The organism is Hymenobacter puniceus, assembly GCF_014333525.1.
Taxonomy (GTDB): domain Bacteria; phylum Bacteroidota; class Bacteroidia; order Cytophagales; family Hymenobacteraceae; genus Hymenobacter.
The window spans coordinates 1-25875 of the sequence record NZ_JACSCX010000006.1 but is presented as its reverse complement, the minus strand read 5'-3'; the positions used below and the strand labels follow the sequence as shown (position 1 = coordinate 25875).

Genomic DNA, 25875 nt, shown 5'->3' with positions numbered 1-25875 from the left:
CAAGTATAACTTCCAGATAAAAGCCAAAACGACGGGGTGCGCATTGGCACCTCGTCGTTTTGGCTTGCTCTCAAAATGCCGGCTTAAGCAGGCGTGAGGGTTTCAGTCAGAGACTTAGCAAAGGCTAGCAGATGCTCCTCACGGAACGCCCCACTCATCACCTGTAGACCAATAGGCAAGCCATCAGAATCGTTACCAGCCGGAATAGAAACGGCTGGTACACCCGCCAGCGAAGCCTGTACAGTGAAGATATCGGCTAGGTACATGGCCAGCGTATCCTTGTTCACTTCTCCAATACGGAACGCCGTGGTTGGAGCAGTAGGTAGGAGCAGGAAATCGTACTGGCGCAGCAGTTCGTCGGTTTTATCCTTGATCAGGCGGCGCACCTGCTGTGCTTTGGTGTAATAAGCATCGTAATAGTCAGCCGACAGCACAAAAGTACCCAACAGGATCCGGCGCTGTACTTCGGGACCGAAGCCCTGGGAGCGGGTTTTTTTGTACAGTGAAGACAAGTCGGTGGCATCGGGGGCACGGTAGCCGTACTTCACCCCGTCAAAGCGGCTCAGGTTGGAGCTGGCTTCGGCGGTGGTCAGAATGTAGTACGTCGGTACCATGTAGTCGAGGTAGGGGAAATCTACCGCGTCTACTACGTGGCCCTGGCCACGTAATTCGTTGAGTGTATGCTCCAGAGCGTTTTTTATCTCACTATCAAGGCCTGGGCGCTCCACGGCGTCGCGAATGTAGCCAATGCGGTAGTGTGGAGCAGGCTCCAGCAACTCACTGTAAGCTGGTACATCACGCTGGCTTACGGTACTGTCAAAATTGTCGGCACCAGCCATTACTTCCAGTAGCAAAGCTGCATCCTCCACGGAGCGAGTGAGCGTCCCTATCTGGTCGAAGGAAGAGGCATACGCGACCAAACCATAGCGAGAAATACGCGAATACGTGGGCTTGAAGCCTACAATGCCGCAAAATGCTGCTGGCTGCCGCACCGAACCACCTGTATCGGAGCCAATGGAGGCCAGGCAAAAATCAGCCTGCACTGCCACCGCCGAGCCACCCGACGAACCGCCCGAAACCCGCTCCTCGTCCAGGGCATTGCGCACCGGGCCGAAGTAGGACGATTCATTGGAGGCGCCCATGGCAAACTCGTCGCAATTCTGGCGGCCTATAAAAATAGCATCCTCATCGAGCAGCCGTTGTACGGCCGAAGCCGTGAACAGCGACTTAAATCCGTCGAGAATGTGGCTGCTGCTTTGCAGTGCGTGGTCTTTATAAGCCAGCACGTCCTTCAGGCCAATCACCATGCCGGCCAGCTTGCCAGCTGTACCGGCGGCCAGCTTAGCATCTACGGCATCGGCTTGGGCGCGGGCCTCTTCAGGCCATACTTCCAGAAAAGCATTCAAGCGGCCGTTACGCCGCTCGATGTTGTCCAGATAATACTCCACGAGCTGACGGCAGGTGGTGGTGCCTGCCGTCAGCTCGCTGCGAACTTCCGTGAGAGAATGAAAGCGTCTCAATTTCAAAAATCAGTTAGGATATTTGGTCAAGGCGAGGGCGCTCGGTGGGAGTGGCCACCGGAGGCGTGATGCCACCATCCATTGGTGGAGCAATAGGTGGCACATAGGTAGTAGCGGGAGTTGCTTCTGGAGCTGCATAGGCAGCGTCGGGAAGGGGCTGGGCTACTGGTTGTGGTGCTACCGGGGCCGCAGGATTCGCATAGTTTTGGTTGAACTGCTGCTGATACGGCTGCTGTGGCTGCTGAGTACCGGCATTCTCAAACTCGCTACGAATCTCCTGCGAGGCATCTTTGAACTCACGGATACCTTTGCCCAGGCCACGGGCCAGTTCAGGAATCTTGTTGGCGCCAAAGAAAATCAGAATAACGACGAGAACGAGCACCATCTCGCCGCCGCCAATACCTTCCAGAAAAAGAAAAAGAGGAGTATGCATGCGCTAAGGAATTAAGCCTGCGGCTGGTTAGGGTTGGTAGGCGTAACGGGAGTACCAGGGTTGATGGGGGCACCCGGCGCAACCGGACGGTCCCGGTATTCAGGTTGCGGCTCTTTTGAGGCTGCCTTGAATTCACGAATGCCCTGGCCCATCCCGCGGAACATTTCAGGAATTCGCTTGGCACCAAAGAAAAGCACCAGAATCAAAATGATGAAGATTATGGTTTTTGGCGCAATGGCCAGAAGCAAAATGGAAGTGAGCATAAACAAGGGCCCTAAGGGTTCAGTTTTGAAGTGGAAAACCTAGGTACGCATACGGAGGTGCGGCAGGATTGGTAAAGGTACCCCATAATTTTAAAAAAAGTGCCCGCTTGGTGCCACGGCAGCTTAGTCCAGCTCAACAATCCAAGTACTAGCCAAACTTCGTACGCAGGTACACCATTGAACAGGCGAATTACTGGTTTGAACGGATAATACTCGGCGTCCGGCGAGCAAAATCAGTGGTTTGCTGTTATTTGTCTTTTATCTTTCGAAGATGTTGCTTACACAATCCTGCGCTTACCGTTCTACTGTTTTTCTCTCAGTTTATGCAAAAGCATAATACCGCTACCTCGTCCATTGCCAAGCGTAGAAAAGGTACAGTAGCTTCCAGCACCTGGGAAGCAGAGCGTATGGAAGCGCTACGCAGTTATTACATTCTGGATACCCCCCCCGAGGAAGCCTTCAACAATCTGGTGCGCCTGGCAGCTTACATCTGTGGTACACCTATCTCGCTAGTGTCCCTGATTGATTCTGATCGGCAATGGATCAAGGCATGTACAGGGCCGATAGATGTTGTAGAGAACCATCGGGATGTATCGTTCTGCCAGCACGCCATGCTTGCGGAAGATGTATACGAGATACATGAACCGCAATTAGACCCTGTATTCCAGAACTACCCTGGAGTGGCTGGCGAAATGGGCGTGCGTTTCTATGCGGGAGTGCCGCTGCTCACTCCGGATGGTATGCCGTTGGGCACTATCTGCACCATCGACACCGAACCGCGCACGCTCACTGAGCAGCAGCGGGAGGCACTGCGCATTCTGGCTAAAGAGGTGATGTCGCACCTGGAACTGAGGCGGGCACGCCAGCAGCTGGAACAAGAGCAGCACAAGCTGGAAGGTTTGCTGAGAATGGCCAATGACAATGCACAGTCGATGTTTGTAGGCAGCCGCACCGAAATATTTGTCAAGCAGGAGCATAAATTGGTGCGTGTACACACCGACGATATTCGCTATGTGGAAGCCTTAGGCGACTATGTCAACATTTACACTTCGCGTGAGCGGTACACTGTGTATAGCACTATGAAGGAACTGGAAGCTAAGCTGCCCGTTCGCGAATTTGCCCGCATTCACCGCAAATACATTGTGTGCCTGGACCGGATTACGGCCATTGAAGGAGATGCTGTGCAGATAGACACTGGCCGGAGCCAGGAGCGTACGCCCATCCCCACCCTTATCCCCATCGGCAACTCCTATAAGGCGGTTTTGCTGAGCCGCCTGAATCTGATATAGGGCCCGAAAAACAGGCAATGTTTCAGAAATAATAGTTCGGCGGGGAAAAACAGGCCTTCACCGAATAATACGGTTATGTTACTAGACCTCCTTCTATATTTCGGAATGTTACCGGAATGTGAATCCGCTATCAGGCTGCTGCGATGAAGTGGCTGGATAGCTCCCCAAGCTGGTAGCTAAGTTTGTTTTCATAGCTCAGAAAGACCCGTGCCAATGGTATGGGTTTTTTTTATGCTTGTTCAGCTCCCCTGTTGAAGCATGGGTGTAGCGGAAACCACATAGATAAGAGGAGCGCTGCCGTTGGGCACAAGGTCAACCCTCCTTAATGGCGCCCAAGCCAGTTCTCAGGATTCAGGTTGGAACTGTTGCGCCACACTTGGAACTGAACCTCGGATGTGCCCTCTGAACTGGTATACACAGTGCCAATCTGCTGGCGCGCTTTCACGATTTGGCCTTCGCTCACGCTCACGCCGCGCAGCTTGGCATACACCGTGAAATACTCACCGTGCTGGATCATCACAATGTTGTTCATGCCGGGCACACTGGCCACCGTCAGCACCTTGCCGTCGAATATGGCGCGTACCGGCTCGCCGGCACTGGTCTGGATGTCGACGCCCCGGTTTTCTACCACCACGTTCTTCAGCACCGGGTGGTTGTGGCGCCCGAATCGTTGTGAGATGAAGCCCTTGGCCACCGGCCATAGCAAACTGCCCCGATTATCGGCAAATGACGACGACAGCACGGCCGTTTCGGGCGTGAGCGTAACCCGGTCAGTGCGCACGGCGGCGGCTGGCTCGGCGGGCTCGGAATAGGTGCGGCTGGGGGCTTCGGGAGTGGTGCGGCCGGGAGCAGCGGCGGCGGCTCGTTCGGCCCGCTCCCGGGCGGCAGCGCGGGCCGCGGCTTTGGCGGCCGCTACCCGGGCGGCGCGGGCTATTTCTTCCCGCACCCGGTCCGCAATCAGGTTGTCGAGGCGGCTGATGGCGCGCTGGCGGTCGGCTAGCTCCTGCCGCAGCCCCTGCTCCTGCTGGCTTAGCTTGGTGACCACCTGATCCTGCTGGGTTTTCAGCGTCACGAGGTTGTTTTTCTCGGCTACCTGCGTGTTCAATAGCTGGCCTTTTTCCTGCTTTTTCACTTTCAGGCCCGTGAGCTGCTGGGTGAGGCGCTGCTGCGTGCCCGTAATCTGAGCAGCCTGGGCTTGGCGCACTTCGGCATACTGCCGGATGTAGCGCAGCCGCAGCATAAACTGGTTGAACGACTCGGCCGCAAACAGAAACATCAGCCGGTTGTAGCTATTGGCCGTTTTCGAGCCAGCGTAGATCAGCTTGGCGTACTCGGCCTTCAGCTGCTGCAGGCTCTGCTGGGTTTGCTGCACCTGCGTCTGAGTCTGGGCCACATCGGTTTCGATGTAGCGCAGCTCCGACGAAATATTACGAATAACGCCCTGCTGCACCGTCAGCTTTTCCTTGAGGGCATTGAGCTGGCCCAGCGAGGCCTGCTTCTGGCGCTGGGTTTGCTCCAGAATGCGGCTGGCTTCCTGAATCCGGCGCAGCGTGTTGCGCCGCTCCCGCTCCAACTGGGCTTTCGACTTGGGGGCCGGCCGCTTTTTTGAGGACGTGCTGCGCTGCGCCAGCACCGGGCTAGCAGGAAACAAACCCAGCGGGGCCAGCTGGCTCAGCAGCAACAAGGCCACGGCCAGCCAGCGCTTACTTCTTACGGGCATAGCCTTTCGGAATGGAAAACGGAAACTGCAGCCGCTCCTTGTCTACATCGACAGTGCGGTAGGTGATGGTGGCAGCGGTAGGCTTGGTAGTGCCCTGCTGCATCTGCACCTGCGTGGTGTACGCAAACGACTGCGGCGTGCGCTCCACCACCCGGAAATCGGTGTAATCCACCGTGACTTTGTTTTGCGTGGCCGGGTCGTTCACGGTGAGTTGCTGCACCCGCGCCTTGCCCAGCTCAATAAGCTGCTGCACCAATAGCCCGGCCTGCTCGTAGCTGACGCGCTGCACCGAGCCTTCTGTTTGTACGGCGGGCTCGGTAGCGGCATTGATGGGCGGCAGGTAGTTACCGAGTAGCAGCGCCTGCACCATCTCGAAGTTCACGGGGACATTCAGGCGCTGGCTCAGATAAGCAAAGTCGCCGGCGTAGTACTCGCGGTGCAGCTTGTCGAGTACCTGCACCGAGTCGCGGGTGATGTAGGCGCGCACCCCTTCGAACCCAATCAGTGAGGCCGAAATCCAGATAACGCTGTCTTTGCGGATGCGCACGTTGATGTTGGCCATCTGCTGGTTGCCCTGCAGATCAATCTGGGCTTTGCCTTTTGCCGACAGAAAGCGGAAGTCGACGTTCATGGCGCGCACCGCCTCCGGCATGGGGCGGTTATCGGCCTTCGACTTGGTAGGAATGGCTTTCCGCTGGCAGCCACCCAGTACGGCGGCGGCCAGAAACAGGCCCATGGCAATGCGTTTACTCATACAACTTTTTGTCTTTGATTTTGCGGTCAATCAGCGAAGAGGCGCCGCCAGTTTGCTTGGCGCGCTGCCATTCAGCGTAGGCTTTGTCCTTGTCGCCGAGTTGGAAAAGCACGTCGCCGTAGTGCTCGATGACGGTGGCATCTTTGCTGGTGAGCAGCGCTTTTTCCAGATACTGGCGGGCGCCGGCGTAGTCTTTCTGTTTGTAGAGCACCCAGGCGTAGGTGTCGAGGTAGGTGTCGTTGTCGGGAAACTGCTTTACCAGCTTGCCCGACATTTCCTTGGCGCGGTCCAGCTTCTCGCCCCGCACCGATAGGAAGTAGCTGTAGTTGTTGAGCGCCTGCGCGTTGTTGGCATCAAAAACCAACGCCGCCTCATAGGCCGCGTCGGACTTGCTGTACTCCTTCAACTCGTGGTAAGCGTCGCCGAGCTGGGTGTCGAACTGCGCGAGCAGCTCCGGGTTGTCGGTGGCCAGCTTGCGGCCGTATTCCAGCGCCTTTACGCCCTTGGCTGGCTGCTTGGCCAGCATGTAGCCTACGCCATTGTAGAACCACAGCGGCGCCTGGTTCGGGAAGAGCTCCAGCGCCTTTTCGGAGTGCCGCAGCAGTGAGTCGGTTTGGTTTAGCTCGGCATCAATGAGTACCACCTGCTGCCAGATTTGGTAGCGGGAGTTGTCGAGCCGGATGGCTTGTAAGTAGGTGTTGCGGGCCTGCTCCTTGCGGTTGGTAATGGTCTGGATGTCGCCGGCTACGGAGTAGGCCTTGGCTTCCTTGGGGTGCACGCGCACCGTAATGGCCGCCAGATCCAGCGCCGTCTGCTCGATTTTGGGGTTGGGCAGCTGTTTGATGTAGTCCACTAGCACCCGCACCTTATCGTCGATGTCCAGCGCAGCGCTTTCAAACGCCCGCTTAATCTGCTTTTCCGACTCGGGGGTGTTGCCTTGCTGCCGGTACACGTCGGCCAGAATCATGTGGGCCTGCGGGTTTTCGGGGTCGGTGCGCAACGCCTGCTCGGCTACGCGCACGGCGTCAGGCAGGCGGTTGTTGGCGGCGTACATTTCGGCCTGGGCCAGCACGTACCGGATTTCGTCGGGGTTGGCCGCAATCAGCACCTCGCCTTCCTTCAGGGCTTTGTCGAGGTTGTTCTGCTTGAGGTAAATCTGCTGCTTCTTGAACGACACCTCATCCAGCGGCCCAAACTGCTTTTCGGCTCGCTCCAGCGTGGCCAATGCCTCATCGAGCTTGCCTTGCGCCAAGTATAGGTCGGCCAAGTTGAACAGGTAGTAGCCAGAATCCGGCACGTCCTGAATCAGTTGCGCGTAGACTTTGGTGGCCTGGTCGTACTGCTTCTGCGAGGCGTAGGCCTGGGCCAGCAGCAGGTAGTAATAGGGGTTTTTGGAGTCGAGCCGAACGGCGGCCTGCGCGAAATTAGTGGCGTCCTTGAGGTTGCCGCTCAGCAGGTTGGTTTCGGCTATTTTGTAGCTGATGGCCGCGTTGGTCGGGTTCAGGGCATACGCCTTCAGCAGCCGCTCCAGCGCTTTATTGTAGTCTTCGAGCAGCACATACTTCACGCCGTCCACAAAGAACGATTCGCTCATTTCCCGGTCGCGCTCCGTCATCTGGCGCTGGCGGCCGGCGGCGTCCAGCGCGGCCCGCCGCGCCAGTTCCTTGCGCTCTTTGCGGCTCAGCTTGCGCGGCTTTATTTCGTCGGCCGGAGCCGGGGCAGCTGACGCCGGACGCTGCTGCGCCTGCCCTCCAGAGGGCAGCCACAGCAGCGCCAGCAGCAGAAAAAAAGAAGAGAAGACACTACGCATGCAGGCAGAAGCGCGGAACAGGTCCGCCGGTCAAAGGAAACGGATGAAGATCAAGGTACCCAAAACGGCGGAATGGCCCCGGGCTTCTGCATAACGCAAGCGGCTACAAAATTATCATACCCGCAATGTATTGTAGTCGCCCAGGCTCAGGTCGTCGGGCGTGCCCGTGACGGTGGCGTGGTTGCCTATCATGGAGTTGGCTACGTTGGCGTGGAGCACCGTGGCCGACGTCTGCACAATGGAGTTCGATACCACTGACCCCCGCACATTGGAATGGTTGCCCAGCGACACGTGCGGCCCTACCACCGAATCGGTGATGATAGCGCCCTCGCCCACGTACACTGGCGGAATCAATACGGAGTTGGTGACCTTGGCAGATTCAGAAACCAGGTTTTCGCCTCGCTCCTGCAGGTATTCGAGGTAGCGCTGGTTGGTGAAAACGGTGGCGTCTTTGTTGCCGCAGTCCAGCCACTCGGTCACGCGGCCGGGCACGAACGTGGTGCCCTTGTTCTTCATGTTTTCGAGGGCATTGGTGAGCTGATACTCGCCTTTGTCCTTGATATCGTTGTCGAGCAGATACTGTAGCTCGCTGCGCAGGTACTCACCGTCCTGGAAGTAATAAATGCCGATGATGGCGAGGTCAGACACAAACTCCTGAGGCTTCTCCACGAAGTCGGTAATCTGGCCCTGCTCGTTGAGCTTCACCACGCCAAACGGCTTGGGGTCATCTACTTTCTGCACCCAGATGGTGCCGGGCACGCTGGAATCGAGGGTGAAATCGGCTTTGAACAGCGTATCAGCAAAGGCTACTACCACCGGGCCGGTCAGGGCACTTTGGGCGCACAGAATAGCGTGGGCAGTGCCCAGCGGCTCATCCTGGTAATGGATGGTGCCCTTAGCGCCCACCGACTCGGCAATCTGTACAAGGCTTTTCTCTGTTTCCGCTCCGAAACGCCCAATGATAAAGGCTACTTCCTGCACCGGCTCGCCGCACACTTTGGCAATGTCCTCTACCAAGCGCTGCACAATCGGCTTGCCCGCAATCGGGATAAGCGGTTTTGGAACAGTGAGGGTGTGTGGGCGCATGCGCTTGCCCATGCCGGCCATCGGAACAATAATTCTCATGTCTAAAGAAGTTTCGGGTTGTTTACGAAGAGTAGGAAGTAATAAGCCGGTACGCAAATGGCGCAGGAAAGTAGCTGTGCCAGTTACGTAAGGTGGAGTTTATTGCACGCCGGTGCTGCCGTAGCCGCCAGTGCCGCGCGTTGTTTCGCTCAGAGCATCAGCAGGCTGCCACACTATCACCTCGTGGCGGGCCACTACGAGCTGCGCGATTCGCTCACCGTCCTGCACCACAAAGTCGGTGTCGGAGAGATTCACCAGCAGCACTTTCAACTCGCCCCGGTAGTCGGCATCAATGGTGCCGGGGCTGTTCACGATGCTGATGCCGTGCTTATACGCCAGGCCGCTACGGGGCCGCACCTGCATTTCGTAGCCCACGGGCAGCTCCACAAACAGGCCCGTTGGAATAAGGGCACGCTGTAAAGGTTTCAGTACCACGGGCTCGTCCAGGTTGGCCCGCACATCGAGGCCGGCGGCGTGGGCCGTTTGGTACTCCGGCAGCGGGTGGCGGGAACGGTTGATGACAGGGAGTTGCATGGTGCAAAGATAGATTTCTGCGCTAGTTGTCAGTTGGTGGAGGGTTATCAGTTGTCAGACCGTCCTATCAATTTCTGATAACTACTAACCGACAACTGACAACTCATTTCCCAAGCACCCGCTGCGGCTTCTCAACAACTACAAGCAGGCCCACAAACCCGACACAGAGCGCCAGATGCCAGGCCTGACGCAGCCAGTAGCCGCTTACGGGCACAAACCAGCCCAGCGCTACCACTCCCGAGGCTAGCGCCAGCCAGCCCAGCAGCCGGGCCACCGGATACGGCACCGGGAAGTGCCGCTCGCCCAGCCACCAGCACACGGCCGCCATCATAAAGTAGCAGGCCAGCGTGGCAATGGCTGAACCCATGTAGCCCAGCACCGGAATCAGCAGGAAGTTAAGAGCAATGGTGAGCACCGCACCGGCCGCCCCGATGTAAGTGCCGATGTAAGTTTTATCAGTCAGCTTAAACCACACCGACAGGTTCCAGTAAACGCCCAGAAACAGGTTGGCCAGCAGCAGCACCGGCACCACGGCAATACCCTCGCGGTATTCGGCCCGCTTCAGAAACTGTTCCCCCAGGATTTCCAGGTTCAAACTCACCCCCACAAAAATAACAGCACAGCACAGCGTAAACCACTTCAGCACCATAGCAAACGTGGCTGGAGAGTTCTTGTCGGAGCTTTGCGAGAAGAAGAACGGCTCGGCGGCGTAGCGGAACGCCTGAATCACGAGCTGCATAAAGATGCTCAGCTTATAACAGGCCCCGTAAATACCCACCGCCGTGAGGCTGCTCTTGCCGGGGTAGAAGTTTGGCGGTAGCCACGACGGCAGCATAATGCGGTCCAGCGTCTCATTCACCATGCCCGCCATACCCATCAGCATAATGGGATAGGCGTAGGTGAGCAGCGGCCGTAGCGGCGCCAAGCTTAGTTTGAACCGCAATTGCAGCAACTCCGGCGCCAGCAGCAGCAGCGTGAAAGCACTGGCCGCCAGGTTAGCCAGAAATACATAGCCTACGCCAATAGTCGGGTCGTAGAGGCGCGCCACCAGCGGCTGCAGCACCGTCAGGTACTTGCCAGTCAGAATATCGGGGCACACTACAATGAAGAACATGTTTAGCGCCACGTTCAGCACAATGCTGGCCATGCGGATGCCGGCAAAGCGCCGTGCTTGGTTGCGCAAACGCAACTGTGCAAACGGAATAGCGGCCACGGCATCGAGGCCCAGCACCAAGGCCAGCCACAGCACGTACCGCTCGTGGCCGGGCGGCAGCCCCAGTAGATGCAGCAGCGTACCTGCTTGCCACGCCAGCAGCCCCGATAGCACCACGCTGCTCACCAGCAGCAAGCTCAATACCCGGTTGTAGAGCTCCTGCCGGTCGGCGCCGGCGCGGTTGGCAAACCGGAAGAACGTGGTTTCAAGTCCGTAAGTGAACAGCACGTTCAGAAACGACACGTAAGCGTACAGACCCGTCACGATGCCATAATCGGCCGCCGCAAACCGCGCTGTGTACACCGGCACCAGCAGGTAAGTGAGCACCCGGCCCACAATGCTACTGATGCCATACACGGCCGTTTGAGAAGCCAGTTTCTTCGCTACACTCATCTACATGAAGTGGTAAAACGTCGCTAAAAGAACGTCATTCCGAGTGGAGCGAGATTCCTCGCTCCACTCGGAATGACGTTCCAATCAATTCTGAGAGTCTTAATTACCCTTGAACACCGCCGGCCGCTTCTCCAGAAATGCCTGCGTGCCTTCCTTGAAGTCGTTGGAGGCAAAACATTGCCCGAAGGCGTTGGCCTCCACCTGGTAGCCGTGGCGCGTGTCGGAGTAGTGCGCATTCACACTGTCTATGCACAAGCCAAGCGCCAGCGGCGCCTTGGTTAGAATGCGGCCGAGCAGGGACTTCGTAAATGGTAGCAGTTCGGCGGCGGGCACCACGTGGTTCACAAGGCCCAGGCGCAACGCTTCATCAGCCTTTATCATATCGGCCGTCAGCAGCAGTTCCAGTGCCTTGCCTTTGCCGATCAGCTGCGCCAGCCGCTGGGTGCCGCCGTAGCCCGGAATCAAACCCAGATTCACTTCCGGCTGCCCGAAACGCGCGTTTTCTGCTGCAATACGCAAGTGGCAGGCCATGGCCAGCTCGCAGCCACCGCCCAGCGCAAACCCATTCACGGCCGCAACAACCGGCTTGGAGCTTTCCTCAATCATGCAGAACACTTCCTGGCCCTGCTCGGAGGCCCGGCGGGCCAGCGGTTCGCTCTGAATGGCGGCCAGCTCGGCAATGTCGGCGCCGGCTACAAAGGCTTTGTCGCCACTGCCGGTCAAGATAATGCCGCGCACAGCCTTGTCGTTGAGGGCTTGCTGCATGGCCTGCCCGATTTCAGCAATCGTGGCGGCGTTGAGGGCATTGAGCTTGGTTGGGCGGTTGAGCGTGATGGTCTGGATGCTGGTTGCAGCGTCGAGCTCAACCAGTAGATTTTCGAAAGAAGCCATAGAGAAGGAGTAGGGGGGGCGCAGATGACGCTCAAAGATAGGGCAAAACCGCGTGCGTACTCTGGCGCTTCGGCGCGGTCAGGCTATACTTCAGCGGCTACCGGCGGCCGTCTGGCGAAAGGCCGAATCAGAGCCCGAAAGCTCATTTACTTTTGAGCGTAGCAAACAGAATGGTAACGGTACGCTAGATTGCAAAACCAGTATATTGCCATTATCTACTCTTCCTTTCTTTCACCAAATTCTTTTCTGTCATGGGGTTTGTATCCGAATTTAAAGAGTTCATTTCCAAAGGTAACGTGCTTGATCTGGCAGTCGGCGTGATTATCGGTGGCGCTTTCGGCAAGATTGTATCTTCCCTGACCGACGATATTCTGATGCCGGTGCTCAGCATTCTGACTGGCGGCATGGATTTCAAGGATTGGTTTTTGGCCTTGGATGGTACTACCTATAAAACACTGGAGGACGCCAAAAAAGCCGGTGCGGCTACCATCAATTATGGGTTATTCCTGAACGCCGTCATCACCTTTTTGCTGATGGCCTTCGCCATTTTCTGGATTGTGAAGCTGGCCAACCGTTTTAAGAAGCCGCAGGAAGTGGTAGTAGCCGACCCCGGCCCAACGAAAGACCAGGTGCTGCTGATGGAAATCCGCGATGCGCTGCGGACGCGCGTCTAGCTTTTTGCTTATCTGGCGGCAGCCTCAACCACATAAGTGTCCATAGGCATAAGTATTGCTTATGGTTTGTGAGGCGTCTAATTTGCCAGGCGGATATTCCGGCAAGTTTCCAGTAATTTGAACTAACTTCCCTGCCGGCCCGTTGCCGCGCTAATGGCCCAATAGCTGTCTTATAGCTCAATAGTGGCCTTTTCCTCGCATTTCCTTCTGCTTCAGCGCATGAAAAAGCTTATCGCCACCTCGCTGCTGGCTTCCGCCACGTTGCTTAGTAAGCCCGTTAGCGCGCAGACTCCCCGCTCCGTTATTGCTCCCGAGAATTCCGGGCGACCCGTCAACGAGCAAAACAAAGGCAAACGAAAAGCGTCGGCTACCGATGTTGCTAACATGCAGCGCCGCATGAACATGAATCCGGAGGATGCCAAGCGCGACCAGCAGGTAGAAGTGCTGGAGGCCCGCGCCGGCGGTGGCTCTGCCAATACCAGCTTCGGCCGCGCCTCAGGCCCGGCCCGGCAGTATGAAAAAGGCTCGGGCGGATTCACGGTGCGCAAGTTCAAAGCCGGCAAGCACACCCGCAACGCCATGATGAAGAAAGGCCAGAGTCGCGCCGCGCCCGGCATAGACCCAAAAGGCAAACCGCTGACGCACAAGAAGAAAAAGAAATTCCTGTTCTTCTGAGATTCTGCAGGCTGCTGCCTGTCGCCCAATCTGCTGGCAAATCACCACAAAAAAGCCCCGTCGCAAAGCGTCGGGGCTTTTTGCATCTTCAGCTGTATCGAGACCACCGTTCGCTCCCGATTCAGATAAAGAAGAACTAAAAATTAAGAATTCAACAGGCCAGCTACGAAAGCTGGCGCTTAGTTGGGTCCCAGTTGGGGCCTGGCAGAGCCGGAGGCAATGCCGCCTCGCGCACACCACTCAATGACAGGTAGCACACAGGCGCTGGCATAAGCGCGTGGCGTTTGGCAGCAGTCGGGGCGTAAGTGTGTATGGGCATAGCACTACAGAAAAAAGGAGAAGTGTTGCAACGGCGGCCAGTCGCAAATGCACGATATGCGCCGGATGCCTTACAGAGTTGATTTCGCTTGTTCAGGGGTGTTGGTAGGCGGTAGAAGTGATGAAGTACTGATGGAGGTGCAACTCAATCTTTGTGTGATGCTAAATTACTTTTCTCAGTCGGCGAGGTCAATAGCATGATGATGTGACGGTTACTTGTGGCCGAAAACACAGAAGGCCCCTACTGCACGCAGTAGAGGCCTTCTGATACGAAACGGTGCGCTGCTTACAGCGTCCGTTTCACTTCCTGCTCTTCGAAGCCTTCGATGTTGTCCCCTTCCTGGAGGTCATCGAAGTTCTTGAGAGAAATACCGCACTCGTAGCCTTGGCGTACTTCCGACACGTCGTCTTTGTAGCGCTTGAGGTCCTTGATTTCGCCTGAGTACACCACAATGCCGTTGCGAACAAGCCGCACCTTGGTTTTGCGGGTGAAGGTGCCGTCCGTCACCATGCAGCCACCAATGGCGCCTACTTTGGTGATGTTGAACACCTGACGAATCTCGGCGTTGGCCACCACTACATCTTTCACCGTTGGGGCCAGCATGCCTTCCATGGCATCCTTCACCTCGTTGATGGCGTTGTAAATGATGGAGTAGAGGCGGATATCGATCTGCTCCTGCTCGGCCAGCTTGCGTGCACTCTGCGACGGACGAACCTGGAAGCCGATGATGATGGCGTCGGAGGCCGAAGCCAGCAACACATCTGATTCCGAAATGGCACCCACGCTCTTGCTGAGGATGTTCACGGCCACTTCCGGCGTGCTCAGTTTCAGCAAGGAGTCGGCCAGTGCTTCCACCGAGCCATCCACGTCGCCTTTCACAATCACATTCAGCTCCTTGAACGAACCGATAGCCAGACGGCGACCAATTTCGTCGAGAGTGATGTGCTTCTTGGTGCGCATGCTCTGCTCGCGGGCCAGTTGCTGACGCTGGGTGGCCAGCTCGCGGGCTTCACGCTCGGTTTCCATTACCTGGATCTTGTCGCCGGCCTGTGGGGCCCCGGTCAGACCAAGTACCTGCACCGGCGTGGCCGGGCCGGCAGTTTTCATCTTCTTGCCGCGGTGGTCCGTCATAGCCTTCACGCGGCCGAAGTGCGGACCCGCCAGCACGATGTCGCCCACTTTCATGGTGCCCGTCTGTACCAGAATGGTAGTTACGTAGCCTCGGCCCTTGTCGAGCGAAGCTTCAATAACGGCACCTACGGCGTTGCGGTCCGGGTTGGCTTTCAGTTCCAGAATCTCGGCTTCCAGCAGGACTTTCTCCAGCAGGTCGTCGATGCCCAGACCGGTTTTCGCCGATACTTCCTGGCTCTGGTACTTACCGCCCCATTCTTCTACCAGTACGTTGATCACCGACAGTTCCTCACGGACTTTGTCGGGGTTAGCGCCGGGCTTGTCAATCTTGTTGAGGGCAATGACAATCGGCACACCAGCTGCTTGCGCGTGATTGATGGCTTCTTTGGTTTGCGGCATCACCGAGTCATCGGCGGCTACTACAATGATGGCAATGTCCGTAATCTTGGCACCACGGGCACGCATGGCCGTAAAGGCTTCGTGACCCGGCGTATCCAGGAAGGTGACACGCTTGCCAGACTTGGTCATTACATCGTAGGCGCCGATGTGCTGCGTGATACCGCCGGCTTCGCCTTTGGCCACGCTGGCGTTGCGGATGTAGTCAAGCAGCGAGGTCTTGCCGTGGTCGACGTGACCCATGATGGTCACAATCGGGGCCCGTGGCTGCAGATCCTCTTCGCTATCCGTGATTTCAACCACGGTGTCCTCTTCCTCAGCAGACAGGAACTCCACATCGTAGCCAAACTCGTCGGCAATAACGGTAATGGCTTCGGCGTCGAGGCGCTGGTTGATGGACACAAACATGCCCATGTTCAGGCAGATCTTGATAATCTCGTTCACCGACACATCCATCAGCGAGGCCAAGTCGTTGGCGGAGATGAACTCGGTTACCTTGAGCGTCTTGGCGTCCAGTTCGTTTTGCGCGCGCTGGGCCTCACGATCCTCGGCTACCCCAGCCCGCTTATCACGGCGGTATTTAGCCCGGTTGTTATTGTTGCCACCACGGCCCCCGCTGAGTTTAGCCAGCGTAGCCTTGATCTGCTCCTGAATCTGCTTGTCATTCTGCTCTGGCGTGAGCGGGACTGTCGGCTGTGTGCGCTGGGCTGCTCCACCACCGGAACGCTGGCCGGGGCCACCACCGGGGCGCTGGCCGGGGCCACCGGGGCGCTGGCCAGCAGGCGTTACCGGACGGTTGCCCTGGTAGCCGGCACCTTGCTGGGTACCTTGGTTGGCCGAGCCGGGCTGGGTAGCCCCGCCCGGACCAGGCAGACGCTGGCGTTTCTTCTTGTCGGCAGCAATACCGCTCTTGCGCACGTCAGATGACGCTACGGGGCGGGCACCGCGCCCACCACGCCGCGACGAATCGAGCGGCAGCTCAATCTTACCCAGTACCGTCAGGCCTTTCAGCTGGTCAGCTTTGGCAACGATGGTACCGGCCGCTTCCTCGCTGGAGGCAGCAGCGTCAGAAGGAGCAGCTTCAACTGGCGTAGAAGCTGCCGGATTTGCTGGTGCTGCAGTTTCAGCAGGCTTAGGAGCCGGAGCTGGCGTTTCAGCAACCGGAGCTTTCACTGGCTCTGGAGCAACTGGTGCGGGAGCTGGTGCCGGGGCTGGCGTTGCGGCTGCTGGGGCAGGGGCTGGCGTTTCAGCAGGCTTGGGAGTCGGCGCTGGCGTTTCCACGGGCTTGGGGGCAGCTGCCACCGGCGCAGCCGGAGCCGGCTTAGTTTCAGCAACCGGAGCTTCAGCGGGCTTGGGTGCAGGAACTGGGGCTTCGACTGGCTTGGGAGTTGGCGCAGCAGCGGCCACCGAGGCTGTCGGAGCGGCGGGACGGGGGGCCATTGGCCGGCCCTTAGCATCCAGTTCCAACTTGCCCAGCACTTTGAGGCCGGGCACTTTGGGTGCTTCCTCGGTGGGCTGTGGAGCAGCAGGGACTGCGGCCCCTACGGACGCTGCAGCCGGAGCCGCGACCACTGGAGCGGGGGCAGGAACTTCTACGGGCTTGGGAGCCGGGGCTTTCGGAGCAACAGGCTCAGCCGGACGGGCATGGGCAGCCGCTTCCAGCTCGCTTTGGCGCTTAGCCTGGCTGAGCTTGGCAGCCTCCAGCTTGTCTTGCGCTGAAGACGCGAATTCCTTGTCCAGCAACGCTACCTGCTCGGGAGTGAGCTTGGTTGTGGGCTTGTTTTCTACCGGAAATCCCTTTTTCGTTAGTGTTTCCACTATCGTGGACATGCCAACGTTCAGGTCTTTGGCTGCCTGACTAAGCCGTTTGGTTGCTGCTTCCGCCATTCTATGCTCGCGAACGATACTCTTATCTTGGTGCAAAGGTACTATATTAAATGGTGCCAGCCGGTGTTAAAGCGAGCCGGCTGGCCCGATTTAACGCCTTTGCCGGGCCGAAGCCCGCGCGCTCATTGCGCGTTGTCGCTGGCAGTGGAGGTTTCTGCTGCGTCCGTGCTGTCTTCTTCGCCTTCAAATTCGTTGCGGATGACGCGGAAAACGTCTTCTACAGTTTCCTCTTCCAGCTCCGTGCGGCGCACGATGTCTTCTTTGCTTACGGCCAATACGGCGCGCCCGGTGTCGAGGCCAATTTTCTTGAGCTCGTCGATAATCCAAGCTTCCAGCTCGTCCGAGAATTCGTCGAGGGCAATGTCCTCTTCGTAATCACCAGCATCCCGGAACACGTCGATTTCCATGCCTACTAACCGTGAGGCCAGCTTGATGTTGGCGCCGCCCCGGCCGATGGCCAGCGAAACCTGGTCTGGCTTTAGGAACACCGAAACCCGACCAGTTTGTTCGTTTATCTTCATCGACGTGAGCTTGGCCGGCGACAGGGCCCGCGCAATGTAGAGCTCCAAGTTGTCGGTATAATTGATAACGTCGATGTTCTCGTTTTCCAGCTCGCGCACTACGGCGTGAATCCGGGAGCCTTTCATGCCCACGCAGGCACCTACCGGGTCGATACGGTCGTCGTAGCTCTCTACGGCTACTTTGGCCCGCTCGCCGGGTTCACGCACAATGTTTTTGATGGTGATAAGGCCATCAAAAATCTCGGGCACTTCCTGCTCGAACAAGCGCTCCAGGAAAGCCGGGGCCGCGCGCGACAAAATGATTTTGGGCGTGCCGTTGATGATTTCCACTTTGTGCACAACAGCCCGAACGGAGTCGCCCTTGCGGTAGCGGTCCTTCGGAATCTGCTCGCCTTTGGGCAGCACCAGCTCGTTTTCGTCTTTGTCGAGGATCAGGGCCTCACGGCTCCACACCTGATAGACTTCGCCGGCAATGATTTCGCCCACTTGGTCTTTGTAGGTCTGGTAGAGGTGGTCGCGCTCCAGGTCTTTCACGCGCTGAATCAGCGTCTGGCGGGCCATGAGCACGGCGCGGCGGCCGAAATCCTCCAGCTTCACTTCTTCTGTCACCTGCTCGCCTACTTCAAAGTCAGGCTCGATTTTCTGCGCTTCCGCCAGCGGAATTTTGTCGTGGTCCCAGATATCCTCCGAGTCATCGTCCACAATCTCGCGGTTGCGGTAGATTTCCAGGTCGCCTTTGTCCACGTTGAGGATGACGTCGAAGTTGGCGTCGTCGGTGTACTTTTTGCGAATCATGGTCCGGAACACATCTTCGAGGATGCTCATCATCGTGGGACGGTCGATGTTTTTGCTCCGGGCGAATTCGGCAAACGATTCAATCAGGACGTTGCTGTTCATCTGATTTAAACTGTTGAATTGTTGAATGACTTACTAGCTGATTGTTGGCGGCAGATATCTAGATGATCTGCGGTTTAATAATCAATCGGTAAGGCATTTACTTAAACGAAATTACGATTCGTGCTTCCGTAATGTTAGCGAACGGTACCAGCGTGGCGGGCAGCGTCTTGGTTTTGTTTTTTTCCTTGATAACCTCCGCCAGCTGCAGCCCTTCTGCTTCAATGGCTTCCAGCGTACCGGTTTTCTCGGTGCCGTCGGTGAGCTTCAGGCTGAATGTGCGGCCCACGTGCCGGGTGTATTGGCGTGGGTCGGTGAGGGGCTGGTCGGCACCGGGGGAAGTGACTTCCAGCGAGTAGGTAGCATCTTCGCCGTAGGCTTCGTCGATGCGCTTGGCGAGCCGACGGCTCACTTTGGCGCATTCGTCAATGCCCAGGCCCTGCTCACTATCGAGGGTGACGGTGATTTTGGGCCGGATGGCGTCGGATACGCTCAGGTCTACCACGAACAGATCGAAACCAGCGAGGCTGTCCTGAAGCATCTCGTCGATGCGGTGTTGATCGAAATTCATCGGGTCTTGAACCGGGTGATAAAAGAAAGAGGGGACGCTACGTCCCCTCTTCACAATCAGAATACTGCGCAAATATACTAGGATAAACCGCCGAAAGCAAGTAGGTGGCAGGTGATGGGGTGAGCAGCTAATGAGGAGATAATGTGATGGTAGGAATGTCATTCCGAGCCTGCGGGGAATCTCGCGTGCTGACGTTAGGAAGAACATCATCACCTTACCGCACGATATCCACCCAGCCTTTGGCGCGGCGGTTATCGGTGTCGCGGAGTAGATAGTAGTAGGTGCCGGCGGGCAGGCTTTCGCCGCCCCAGTTGTTGTGGTAGTCCTGGGTTTCGTAGACCAGTGTGCCCCAGCGGTTGAAAATCTGCAGGCGGGTGGGCTTGCAACTGAACAGCGGTTTGAACGTGTCGTTGAGCGAGTCGCGGTTGGGGGTGATGATATTGGGGACTTTCATCTCGCCGACTTCCAGTGGGGAAAAAGCCGTTTCCACGACGCAGTTGGAATAGCGGGCCGTGAGCCGGACGATGTAAGTGCCGGGCTGCTCGTAGAGGTGCGTGGGGTTGGCCACGGTGCCGTGGTCTGAACCGTCGCCGAAGTCCCAGTCGTAGGTGCCACCGGCCAGGGCGGGCTCAAACTCGCAGTTGAAGGGCGCCAGACCGGCGTAGCGCGGCGCGGCCGAGCACACAGGCAGATTGAGTGGAGCGTTGTTTGAAGAGGTAGGCGCCAGCAGCACCGTGCGAACAGCTACGTTTTCGCAGCCGTTCTGCGAATAGGTGTAGCGTAACTGGAAAATGCCGCCGCGGTTGTTGGTGTTGGGCGGCGTAAACAGGCCACCGGGCGTGACGCCGGTGCCGCTCCAGATGCCACCGGCCGGGCTCATGCCCCGCAACTGAAACGGCGCCGTTTGGTCGGCGCACAGGGTGGTGTCGCGGCCGGCGCGAACTTCCGGCACGATGCTCACCACCACCGTCTGAGTGCCTACGCCGCAGCCCAACGTGTCGGAAATGGCGTAGCGGATGGTGTGTGTGCCCACGCCCGCTACCGTGGGATTGAAGATGCTGCCCGATACGCCCGGCCCGCTGAAAGTGCCGCCCAGCGGGGTGGCCGTAAGGGCCACGCTGCCCGAGTTGACGCAGCGTGGCGGCAGCGGCGCCACCGTTACGGGCCGCTCCGGCGTAACCGTCACACGCAAAGGCCGGTTGCTGACGCAGGTGCCGGTGGAAGCCACCGAGTAGGTGAGGATGTTGGCGCCCAGTCGGGCCGGAGTGGGCGTGAACTGGTAGCCGCCGCCGGGCAGTGCCGATACGCCGGGGCCGGTCCAGGTGCCGCCAGCCGGGCTGCCGCCCAGCGTGAAAGGCGCGCTGCCCACGCACACGTAGCGGCTTGGGCCGGGGTCGGCGGTGATGATGCCGAAGTCGATTTTGAAGGCTGCATTGTTGCAGTTGGTGCTACGATTGACATTGGAGTAGGTGTTGGCGCCAGGCGGCACCGGAAAGGCCGACGAACCGCCGCAGCCGCCACAGACAGCCTGATACACCACTCCTTTCTTGTCGAAGCGGGAAGTGCCGCCGTCTACATGCTCGCCGCTGCGGCCGCCCCGCTCGCCGTAGAACGTGGCGTATTCCAAGGCCGTCATGCCGGGCCGAAACTGGGCCAGGTAGAAGTCGGAGCCATCGGTGGTGGGCTGGATGGCGTTGGGCGTGACGGGCAGGCCAGTGGTGCCGCTGCCACTAGCATCGTTGACGTTGCCGCCCCAGCCGCTGATGTAGATTCGCTCGCAGTCATCGACCAGAAAGGCGGTGAGGGAAATATCGGGGAAGAGCGTGCGGCCGCTGCCGAAGCGGGTGTAGTAGAGGCTGCTGGAAAGCGTGGGGTTGAGCTTCTGGATGAACTGGCGGCCATTGGCTACGCCATATAGTCCCGGTGTGTTAGGCAGGTTGCCTTGGGTCTGGCCCAGCAGATAAGCGTTGTTGGCCGCATCCAGCTCCACGAAAAACGCCTGGTCGTAGGCGGGACTCCCGGCAAAGCTGCTTTGCAGCAAGGCCGTGCCGCTGCTATTCAGGTGCGTCACGAAACCATCCGTAATGCCTTGGAACGTGGTAAGATAGGCGCCGGGCGTAACCGGGAAGTTGGGGCTGGTGGTGCCGCCGGCCACATACACTCCGCGTGTGGCATCTACCTGCAGCGAGTAGGCCGCGTCGGCGCTGCTGCCGCCCAGGTACGTGGCCCACACAAGGCTACGCAGATCAGACGATAATTTAGCCACAATGCCGTCGGAGGTGCCGCCCTGATAGCTGTTGCGGAAGCCACTGCCGGCCGGAAAATTGGTGCTGTTGGTGACGGAAGCCAGATACACGTTGCCGTCGCCGTCCACCGTTACGTCGCCGCGGTACGGGTCGCCGTAGTTGACCACCGGGGAGTTGCCGAGCCGCTCGCTCGCTAGGTAGCCGTCGCTGCCCGCGCCGCCCAAAAAGGTGCTGCCGGTGAGGCTGCTGCCGTTCGCCGAAAGCTTGGCCACAAACAAATCAACACCACTGCTGTAAGAAGCCGAGCTCATATTGTTAGGCCTGATGGCCGGCCCCCCATTGTGGGTGTTGTCGTAGGCGCCGCTTGAAACCGGGAAGTTGCCGGAGCCAGTGGTGCCCAACACTACCAGCTCACCCTGTGGATTGACCACCATGCTGTGCGGGGCATCGAGGGCGCTGCCGCCGAGGTAGGTGGCGTAGAGGCGCGAGGCCGCGCCGTTTACGCCCGTGTTATACTTGATGATGCCCACATCGGCCACGCCGCTGAAAGTGGTGCGAAACGCGCCGGTAGTAGTGGGGTAGCCAGCCGCAAACACTACCCCGCCCGAGTACATGTTGCCTTGCGCGTCGTAGGTGGCCGTGAAGCCCCAGTTGTCGGCCGTGGAGCCAGTGAACGACGAGAAGACAACGGTCGGGTCGATGACGAGCGGGCGGCGCCGGTCGTACTGTCCCAGCCGGAAGCTGACGGTGGTGCCTTGAAGCACAAAGGCGCACGGCACCGCCACGCGCTGGCCGCGGGCATCGGTCTGCCAAGCTTTGGGAGCCTGCTCGGTGAGGTGGCCCACGGAGGTTTGCACCAGCAGGCTGCCATCAGGGCTGAGACTGAGCTTATCGAGGCCGGTGTAGCGCAGCCGGATGGCGGCCGGTTTGCTGTTGGGGGCTACCAGAAAGTCGTATTCCAGTTGCTGCTGCGTGTTTTCATAAACCACCGCCCCAATACCGGGGTACAGATTCTGGTAGCGCACCTGCCGGAAGCCGCGGGCATTGCTGGCCCAGTGGTGGGCATCGGCGCCTCGAAAATAGTTGTATGGAGCCGCCGTGCCATCCTCGCCGGCCAGATCAGGCATGGCGTTGGCACCTTCAAACGATACCGTGTAGGCGTGGCCGCGTAGCTCCTCATCGGTAAGCCGAACTGAGGCTTCCGCTTCGGCGCCGTGGTGAGCGTGGCGGCGCAGGGCAGCCGGGTCGAGGAAGCTGTAGGTGAAGCCGGCTGGCCCCAAAAACAGCTGGCCGCCGGGTAGCTGCGCGCCGTAGCGGGCTTTGTCGTTCCACTGGCCTTTGTTTTCAATGAATTCCAGCGAGGCTTTTTCGGTGGGCACGGCCTGCGGTGGGCGGGCCGCCAAGACTGGCAGCGTAGCTAATAAGGCGCTGAATGTGAGAACCCGAAATGTAGAAAGGAGCATAGCGTAGCAGTAAAACCAAAACTAAAAGTACAACGAAAACCAAGGCCCAAAACGTGCACAACAATCGGGCCCGGAGCGTAGCTGGCTTCCGCTTACCTTTGCAGCCTCACCGCCGGCTGCTTCGCCGGATTGCTTCTGCCGTGCGTCGTTCGTTTGCTTTCACCTGCACCCTTCTTTTAATCGGCTGGCTGCTCCTGGCCATTGCCTGCGTGCAGATACCAGCCTATACCTTCTGGCCGGCGGCTTTCGGGGCCCTCACGCTGCCCGTGGCGCTGGCCCTGAATCTGGTAGCGGCTTTTTATTGGGTGTTGCGCAACTGGCGGGTGGCAGTGCTGCCTATTGGCGTAGCGGTGCTCACGTGGCCACATTTTCAGCGCGGACTGGCGGTGCACCCGCTGCGCCTGGCGCCGCCGGCTGCCGACACCACGGCTGGCCCCCGGGTGCGGGTGCTAAGCGCCAACGTGCGCATCTTCAACGTGTATCCGCAGCTGCGCGACAAAGACCTGAACTCCACGAAAAAGATGATGCAGTGGCTGGCCGACAGCCCCGCCGAAATCGTGTGTTTGCAGGAGTTCTATAACGAGCCGCGCACGTCTACGAGCCGCGAGAAAAACGTGTTCAACTCGGTGGAGCGCATTGGGCAGCAAAGCGGGCGGCAGGCATTCCTGTCCAAAACCCTCACCAATGGGGCCGGCGCCGAGTTCGGCATGGCCATTTTCTCGCGCTACCCCATGCTGCGGCGCGGCACCGTGCAGTTCGGCAAGCTCAGCCAGAACCACGCCATGTGGGCCGACCTGCGCCTGCCGACTGGCGACACCATCCGGGTGTTCAACTTCCATCTGCAGAGTATGAGCATGGATGAGCAGGACATCGTGGACAGCTACTCCAGCAAGTCGGGACTGAAGAAGAAAGGACTGGGGCTGATGCGCCGCTTCAAGCGCGGCTTAGTGGCCCGCAGCTGGCAGGTGGATACGCTGGTGCAACGCTTCGAGCGCAGCCCCTACCCACTGCTGCTCTGCGCCGACCTCAACGACCTGCCCTACAGCTACAGCTACGACCAGCTGGCTGACCGTTTCCAGAACGCCTGGGCCACCGTGGGCAACGGCGTGGGCGCCACCTACAACGGCCGCCTGCCCTTCGTGCGCATCGACAACCAGTTTGCCGGCCCCGAGTGGCAGGTAGATGAGTTTTGGGTGCACTACGAAATTCCGTATTCCGACCACTTTCCCACGATGGCTACGTATCGGTTGCGGAAGTAGGTGATGAGGTGAATCGTGGTGAGGCGAATGGTGACAGGCAAGAACGTCATGCAGAGACGCAACCGAAGCATCTCGCGTGCTGATGCCTGATTACCGTTGCAACATCAGCACGCGAGATTCCTCGCGCTGCTCGGAATAACGTTCTTCTCTTGTCACCTGCCACCTCATTCCTTCATCACCTCATCAACCTGATTACCTTTGTGGCTATGCAGCACCCACTCTCGCTCTATAATACGCTTACCCGCCGCAAAGCCCCGTTCGAACCCCTGCATGCGCCTTTCGTGGGCGTTTATCTCTGCGGTCCAACCGTGTACAGCGAGGCCCATGTGGGCAACGCCCGTGGCCCGGTGGTATTTGACGTGCTGACGCGCTACCTGCGCCACCTGGGCTACACCGTGCGCTACGTGCGCAACATTACCGACGTGGGCCACCTCGAAGGCGACGCCGACGAAGGCGAAGACAAAATCAGCAAGCGCGCCCGCGCCCAGCAACTGGAGCCCATGCAGGTGGCTGAGCAGTTCGCCAACCTCTATCAAGCCCACATGACAGCCCTAGGCTGCCTGCCGCCCGATATTACGCCCCGCGCCAGCGGCCACATCATCGAGCAGATTGAGATGGTGCAGCAGATCATCGACAACGGTTTCGGCTACGAATCCCATGGCTCGGTGTACTTCGATGTGCCCGCTTACAACGAGGCCGGCCGCAACTACGGCAAGCTCTCCAACCGTGTAGTAGAAGAGCTGCTGGCGGGCTCGCGCGACAACCTCGCCGGCCAGGAAGAAAAGCGCAGTCCGCTGGATTTTGCTTTGTGGAAACGCGCCGATGAGCGCCACCTCATGCGCTGGCCTTCGCCGTGGAGCGACGGTTTTCCGGGCTGGCACCTGGAGTGCTCGGCTATGAGCCGCAAGTACCTCGGCGCCGAGTTCGACATCCACGGTGGCGGGCTGGATCTGATGTTTCCGCACCACGAGTGCGAAATTGCGCAAAGCCAGGCCTGCAACCACCCCACCAACGAGGCGCAGGTGTGGATGCATAACAATATGATAACGGTGAACGGCGCCAAGATGAGCAAGTCGCTCGGCAACTTCATCACCATCTCGGAGCTGTTTGCGGGCACCAACGCCACGTTGGCGCAGGCTTACTCGCCTATGACGGTGCGCTTCTTCCTGCTGCAGGCGCACTACCGCAGCACCGTGGACATCACCGACGAAGGCTTGCAGGCGGCCCGCAAAGGCTACCGCAAGCTCATGAACGGCTTGCGTTTGCTGGACAAGCTGCGCGAAGCCAGCCTGTCGTCCGACGTTATCAAGGCCCGCACGGTGGCACCTGTGGCCGAGGGCAAAACGCCCGACACGGCTACCGCTGATGAGGAGCTGCGCAAACTGGTGCAGGACTGCTTCGTGGGCCTCAACGACGACCTGAACACGGCCCGCGCCATTGCCAGCCTGTTCAATCTGTTGCGCAAGCTCAACGGCTTCCACGCCAACCCGGCCACGCTGGCCACAGTCAGCGCCGCCGCGCTGCAGCAAGCCACCGACACCTACCAGACGCTGGTAGCCGACGTGCTGGGCCTCGTGGACGAACCCCGCGCCAGCGCCGAAGATTTGCTCAGCCTCACGCTGGAGTTCTACCAGGAAGCCAAAGCCACCAAGGCTTACGACAAAGTAGACCAGATTCGGGCGGCCCTCAAAACGCAGGGCATCGTGGTGAAAGACACCAAAGCCGGCATCGACTGGGCCTACAGCGAAGAGTAGACAGCTGTTATTGCGCAGCAGTGAACAGAACGTCATGCTTGATCTGGCGTGCGGTTGGCGGAGGATCTCCAGCGCCTCGCGTGGAGCGGGGGGAGGAAGGGGGAGAGAAGGGTCGGCGAGCGGGGGGCGGGACGGGGGTG

At 58.8% G+C, this 25875-nt stretch carries 20 protein-coding genes; 5 read left to right on the top strand and 15 right to left on the bottom strand.

Features of this window, described 5'->3' with window-relative positions; all coding sequences use genetic code 11:
* Positions 1-83: 83 nt before the first annotated feature.
* Genes gatA through H8B14_RS16030 form a run of 3 tightly spaced genes read right to left on the bottom strand, consistent with a single transcriptional unit; the run spans position 84 to position 2216 of the window.
* Complete coding sequence (gene gatA, locus H8B14_RS16040) at positions 84-1520, bottom strand: Asp-tRNA(Asn)/Glu-tRNA(Gln) amidotransferase subunit GatA (protein WP_187316676.1); 1437 nt, start codon at positions 1518-1520, stop codon at positions 84-86.
* 13 nt (positions 1521-1533) lie between these two features.
* Entirely contained in the window at positions 1534-1953 is a 420-nt protein-coding gene (gene tatA, locus H8B14_RS21375; RefSeq protein ID WP_187316675.1) for a Sec-independent protein translocase subunit TatA/TatB, read from the bottom strand.
* Positions 1954-1964: 11 nt separating this feature from the next.
* Positions 1965-2216: a Sec-independent protein translocase subunit TatA/TatB gene (locus H8B14_RS16030; RefSeq protein WP_187316674.1), complete on the bottom strand. Its 252-nt coding sequence runs from the start codon at positions 2214-2216 to the stop codon at positions 1965-1967.
* A 323-nt stretch (positions 2217-2539) separates the two neighbouring features.
* Between H8B14_RS16030 and H8B14_RS16025 the strand changes: the two genes are divergently transcribed.
* Complete coding sequence (locus H8B14_RS16025; protein ID WP_187316673.1) at positions 2540-3505, top strand: GAF domain-containing DNA-binding protein; 966 nt, start codon at positions 2540-2542, stop codon at positions 3503-3505.
* Positions 3506-3827: 322 nt separating this feature from the next.
* Here the strand turns inward: H8B14_RS16025 and H8B14_RS16020 are convergent, their stop codons facing one another.
* The 7 genes from H8B14_RS16020 to H8B14_RS15990 form a co-directional block, all read right to left on the bottom strand.
* A complete protein-coding gene (locus tag H8B14_RS16020) occupies positions 3828-5225 on the bottom strand; it encodes a murein hydrolase activator EnvC family protein (protein WP_261990062.1) in 1398 nt (465 codons plus the stop codon).
* The gene (locus H8B14_RS16015; RefSeq protein ID WP_187316672.1) at positions 5209-5979 is read right to left on the bottom strand and encodes a DUF4292 domain-containing protein; all 771 of its coding nucleotides are present in this window, start codon (positions 5977-5979) and stop codon (positions 5209-5211) included. Before H8B14_RS16015 ends, H8B14_RS16020 begins: the two co-directional genes overlap by 17 nt.
* Positions 5972-7789, bottom strand: coding sequence for a tetratricopeptide repeat protein (locus H8B14_RS16010; protein ID WP_187316671.1), 1818 nt, complete (start codon positions 7787-7789; stop codon positions 5972-5974). The genes H8B14_RS16015 and H8B14_RS16010 overlap by 8 nt, the downstream gene beginning before the upstream one ends.
* Positions 7790-7903: 114 nt before the next feature.
* The gene (locus tag H8B14_RS16005) at positions 7904-8914 is read right to left on the bottom strand and encodes a sugar phosphate nucleotidyltransferase (protein WP_187316670.1); all 1011 of its coding nucleotides are present in this window, start codon (positions 8912-8914) and stop codon (positions 7904-7906) included.
* 99 nt (positions 8915-9013) lie between these two features.
* On the bottom strand, positions 9014-9448 hold the full coding sequence (dut, locus tag H8B14_RS16000; RefSeq protein ID WP_187316669.1) for a dUTP diphosphatase: 435 nt from the start codon (positions 9446-9448) through the stop codon (positions 9014-9016).
* 103 nt (positions 9449-9551) lie between these two features.
* Positions 9552-11054, bottom strand: coding sequence for a lipopolysaccharide biosynthesis protein (locus H8B14_RS15995; protein ID WP_187316668.1), 1503 nt, complete (start codon positions 11052-11054; stop codon positions 9552-9554).
* A 99-nt stretch (positions 11055-11153) separates the two neighbouring features.
* Positions 11154-11945 carry an enoyl-CoA hydratase/isomerase family protein gene (locus tag H8B14_RS15990; protein WP_187316667.1) on the bottom strand — a complete coding sequence of 264 codons (792 nt, stop codon included), beginning with the start codon at positions 11943-11945 and terminating at the stop codon, positions 11154-11156.
* Between the two features lie 251 nt (positions 11946-12196).
* Between H8B14_RS15990 and mscL the strand changes: the two genes are divergently transcribed.
* Together mscL and H8B14_RS15980 are read left to right on the top strand one after the other, a co-directional pair.
* The gene (gene mscL / locus H8B14_RS15985; RefSeq protein WP_187316666.1) at positions 12197-12619 is read left to right on the top strand and encodes a large conductance mechanosensitive channel protein MscL; all 423 of its coding nucleotides are present in this window, start codon (positions 12197-12199) and stop codon (positions 12617-12619) included.
* 219 nt (positions 12620-12838) lie between these two features.
* Positions 12839-13294, top strand: a complete 456-nt coding sequence (locus H8B14_RS15980; protein ID WP_187316665.1) for a hypothetical protein — start codon at positions 12839-12841, stop codon at positions 13292-13294.
* A 163-nt stretch (positions 13295-13457) separates the two neighbouring features.
* Here H8B14_RS15980 and H8B14_RS15975 read toward each other — a convergent pair whose 3' ends face one another.
* The 5 genes from H8B14_RS15975 to H8B14_RS15955 all read right to left on the bottom strand — a co-directional run bounded on the left by H8B14_RS15975 (position 13458) and on the right by H8B14_RS15955 (position 22722).
* Complete coding sequence (locus H8B14_RS15975; protein ID WP_187316664.1) at positions 13458-13613, bottom strand: hypothetical protein; 156 nt, start codon at positions 13611-13613, stop codon at positions 13458-13460.
* A 285-nt stretch (positions 13614-13898) separates the two neighbouring features.
* The gene (gene infB / locus H8B14_RS15970) at positions 13899-17027 is read right to left on the bottom strand and encodes a translation initiation factor IF-2 (protein WP_187316663.1); all 3129 of its coding nucleotides are present in this window, start codon (positions 17025-17027) and stop codon (positions 13899-13901) included.
* Positions 17028-17149: 122 nt separating this feature from the next.
* Positions 17150-18445 (bottom strand): transcription termination factor NusA, encoded by a 1296-nt coding sequence (nusA, locus tag H8B14_RS15965; RefSeq protein ID WP_187316662.1) that lies wholly within the window; start codon positions 18443-18445, stop codon positions 17150-17152.
* A gap of 97 nt (positions 18446-18542) precedes the next feature.
* A complete protein-coding gene (locus tag H8B14_RS15960; protein WP_261990061.1) occupies positions 18543-19013 on the bottom strand; it encodes a ribosome maturation factor RimP in 471 nt (156 codons plus the stop codon).
* Positions 19014-19227: 214 nt separating this feature from the next.
* Positions 19228-22722 (bottom strand): DUF7948 domain-containing protein, encoded by a 3495-nt coding sequence (locus H8B14_RS15955; RefSeq protein WP_187316661.1) that lies wholly within the window; start codon positions 22720-22722, stop codon positions 19228-19230.
* A gap of 140 nt (positions 22723-22862) precedes the next feature.
* Here H8B14_RS15955 and H8B14_RS15950 point away from each other — a divergent pair, with 140 nt between their 5' ends.
* Positions 22863-23981, top strand: coding sequence for an endonuclease/exonuclease/phosphatase family protein (locus tag H8B14_RS15950; RefSeq protein ID WP_187316660.1), 1119 nt, complete (start codon positions 22863-22865; stop codon positions 23979-23981).
* Between the two features lie 206 nt (positions 23982-24187).
* Positions 24188-25735 carry a cysteine--tRNA ligase gene (gene cysS, locus H8B14_RS15945; RefSeq protein ID WP_187316876.1) on the top strand — a complete coding sequence of 516 codons (1548 nt, stop codon included), beginning with the start codon at positions 24188-24190 and terminating at the stop codon, positions 25733-25735.
* Positions 25736-25875: the final 140 nt, after the last annotated feature.

What these genes read in the sequence shown, in the direction of transcription:
- tatA (WP_187316675.1), bottom strand. Translation starts at nt 1,953, where the DNA reads ATGCATACTCCTCTTTTTCTTTTTCTGGAAGGTATTGGCGGCGGCGAG.
- mscL (WP_187316666.1), top strand. Translation starts at nt 12,197, where the DNA reads ATGGGGTTTGTATCCGAATTTAAAGAGTTCATTTCCAAAGGTAACGTG.
- H8B14_RS15990 (WP_187316667.1), bottom strand. Translation starts at nt 11,945, where the DNA reads ATGGCTTCTTTCGAAAATCTACTGGTTGAGCTCGACGCTGCAACCAGC.
- H8B14_RS16030 (WP_187316674.1), bottom strand. Translation starts at nt 2,216, where the DNA reads ATGCTCACTTCCATTTTGCTTCTGGCCATTGCGCCAAAAACCATAATC.
- H8B14_RS16010 (WP_187316671.1), bottom strand. Translation starts at nt 7,789, where the DNA reads ATGCGTAGTGTCTTCTCTTCTTTTTTTCTGCTGCTGGCGCTGCTGTGG.
- H8B14_RS15995 (WP_187316668.1), bottom strand. Translation starts at nt 11,054, where the DNA reads ATGAGTGTAGCGAAGAAACTGGCTTCTCAAACGGCCGTGTATGGCATC.
- cysS (WP_187316876.1), top strand. Translation starts at nt 24,188, where the DNA reads ATGCAGCACCCACTCTCGCTCTATAATACGCTTACCCGCCGCAAAGCC.
- dut (WP_187316669.1), bottom strand. Translation starts at nt 9,448, where the DNA reads ATGCAACTCCCTGTCATCAACCGTTCCCGCCACCCGCTGCCGGAGTAC.
- nusA (WP_187316662.1), bottom strand. Translation starts at nt 18,445, where the DNA reads ATGAACAGCAACGTCCTGATTGAATCGTTTGCCGAATTCGCCCGGAGC.
- H8B14_RS15975 (WP_187316664.1), bottom strand. Translation starts at nt 13,613, where the DNA reads ATGCCCATACACACTTACGCCCCGACTGCTGCCAAACGCCACGCGCTT.
- H8B14_RS15955 (WP_187316661.1), bottom strand. Translation starts at nt 22,722, where the DNA reads ATGCTCCTTTCTACATTTCGGGTTCTCACATTCAGCGCCTTATTAGCT.
- H8B14_RS15960 (WP_261990061.1), bottom strand. Translation starts at nt 19,013, where the DNA reads ATGAATTTCGATCAACACCGCATCGACGAGATGCTTCAGGACAGCCTC.
- H8B14_RS16020 (WP_261990062.1), bottom strand. Translation starts at nt 5,225, where the DNA reads ATGCCCGTAAGAAGTAAGCGCTGGCTGGCCGTGGCCTTGTTGCTGCTG.
- H8B14_RS16005 (WP_187316670.1), bottom strand. Translation starts at nt 8,914, where the DNA reads ATGAGAATTATTGTTCCGATGGCCGGCATGGGCAAGCGCATGCGCCCA.
- infB (WP_187316663.1), bottom strand. Translation starts at nt 17,027, where the DNA reads ATGGCGGAAGCAGCAACCAAACGGCTTAGTCAGGCAGCCAAAGACCTG.
- H8B14_RS16025 (WP_187316673.1), top strand. Translation starts at nt 2,540, where the DNA reads ATGCAAAAGCATAATACCGCTACCTCGTCCATTGCCAAGCGTAGAAAA.
- H8B14_RS16015 (WP_187316672.1), bottom strand. Translation starts at nt 5,979, where the DNA reads ATGAGTAAACGCATTGCCATGGGCCTGTTTCTGGCCGCCGCCGTACTG.
- H8B14_RS15980 (WP_187316665.1), top strand. Translation starts at nt 12,839, where the DNA reads ATGAAAAAGCTTATCGCCACCTCGCTGCTGGCTTCCGCCACGTTGCTT.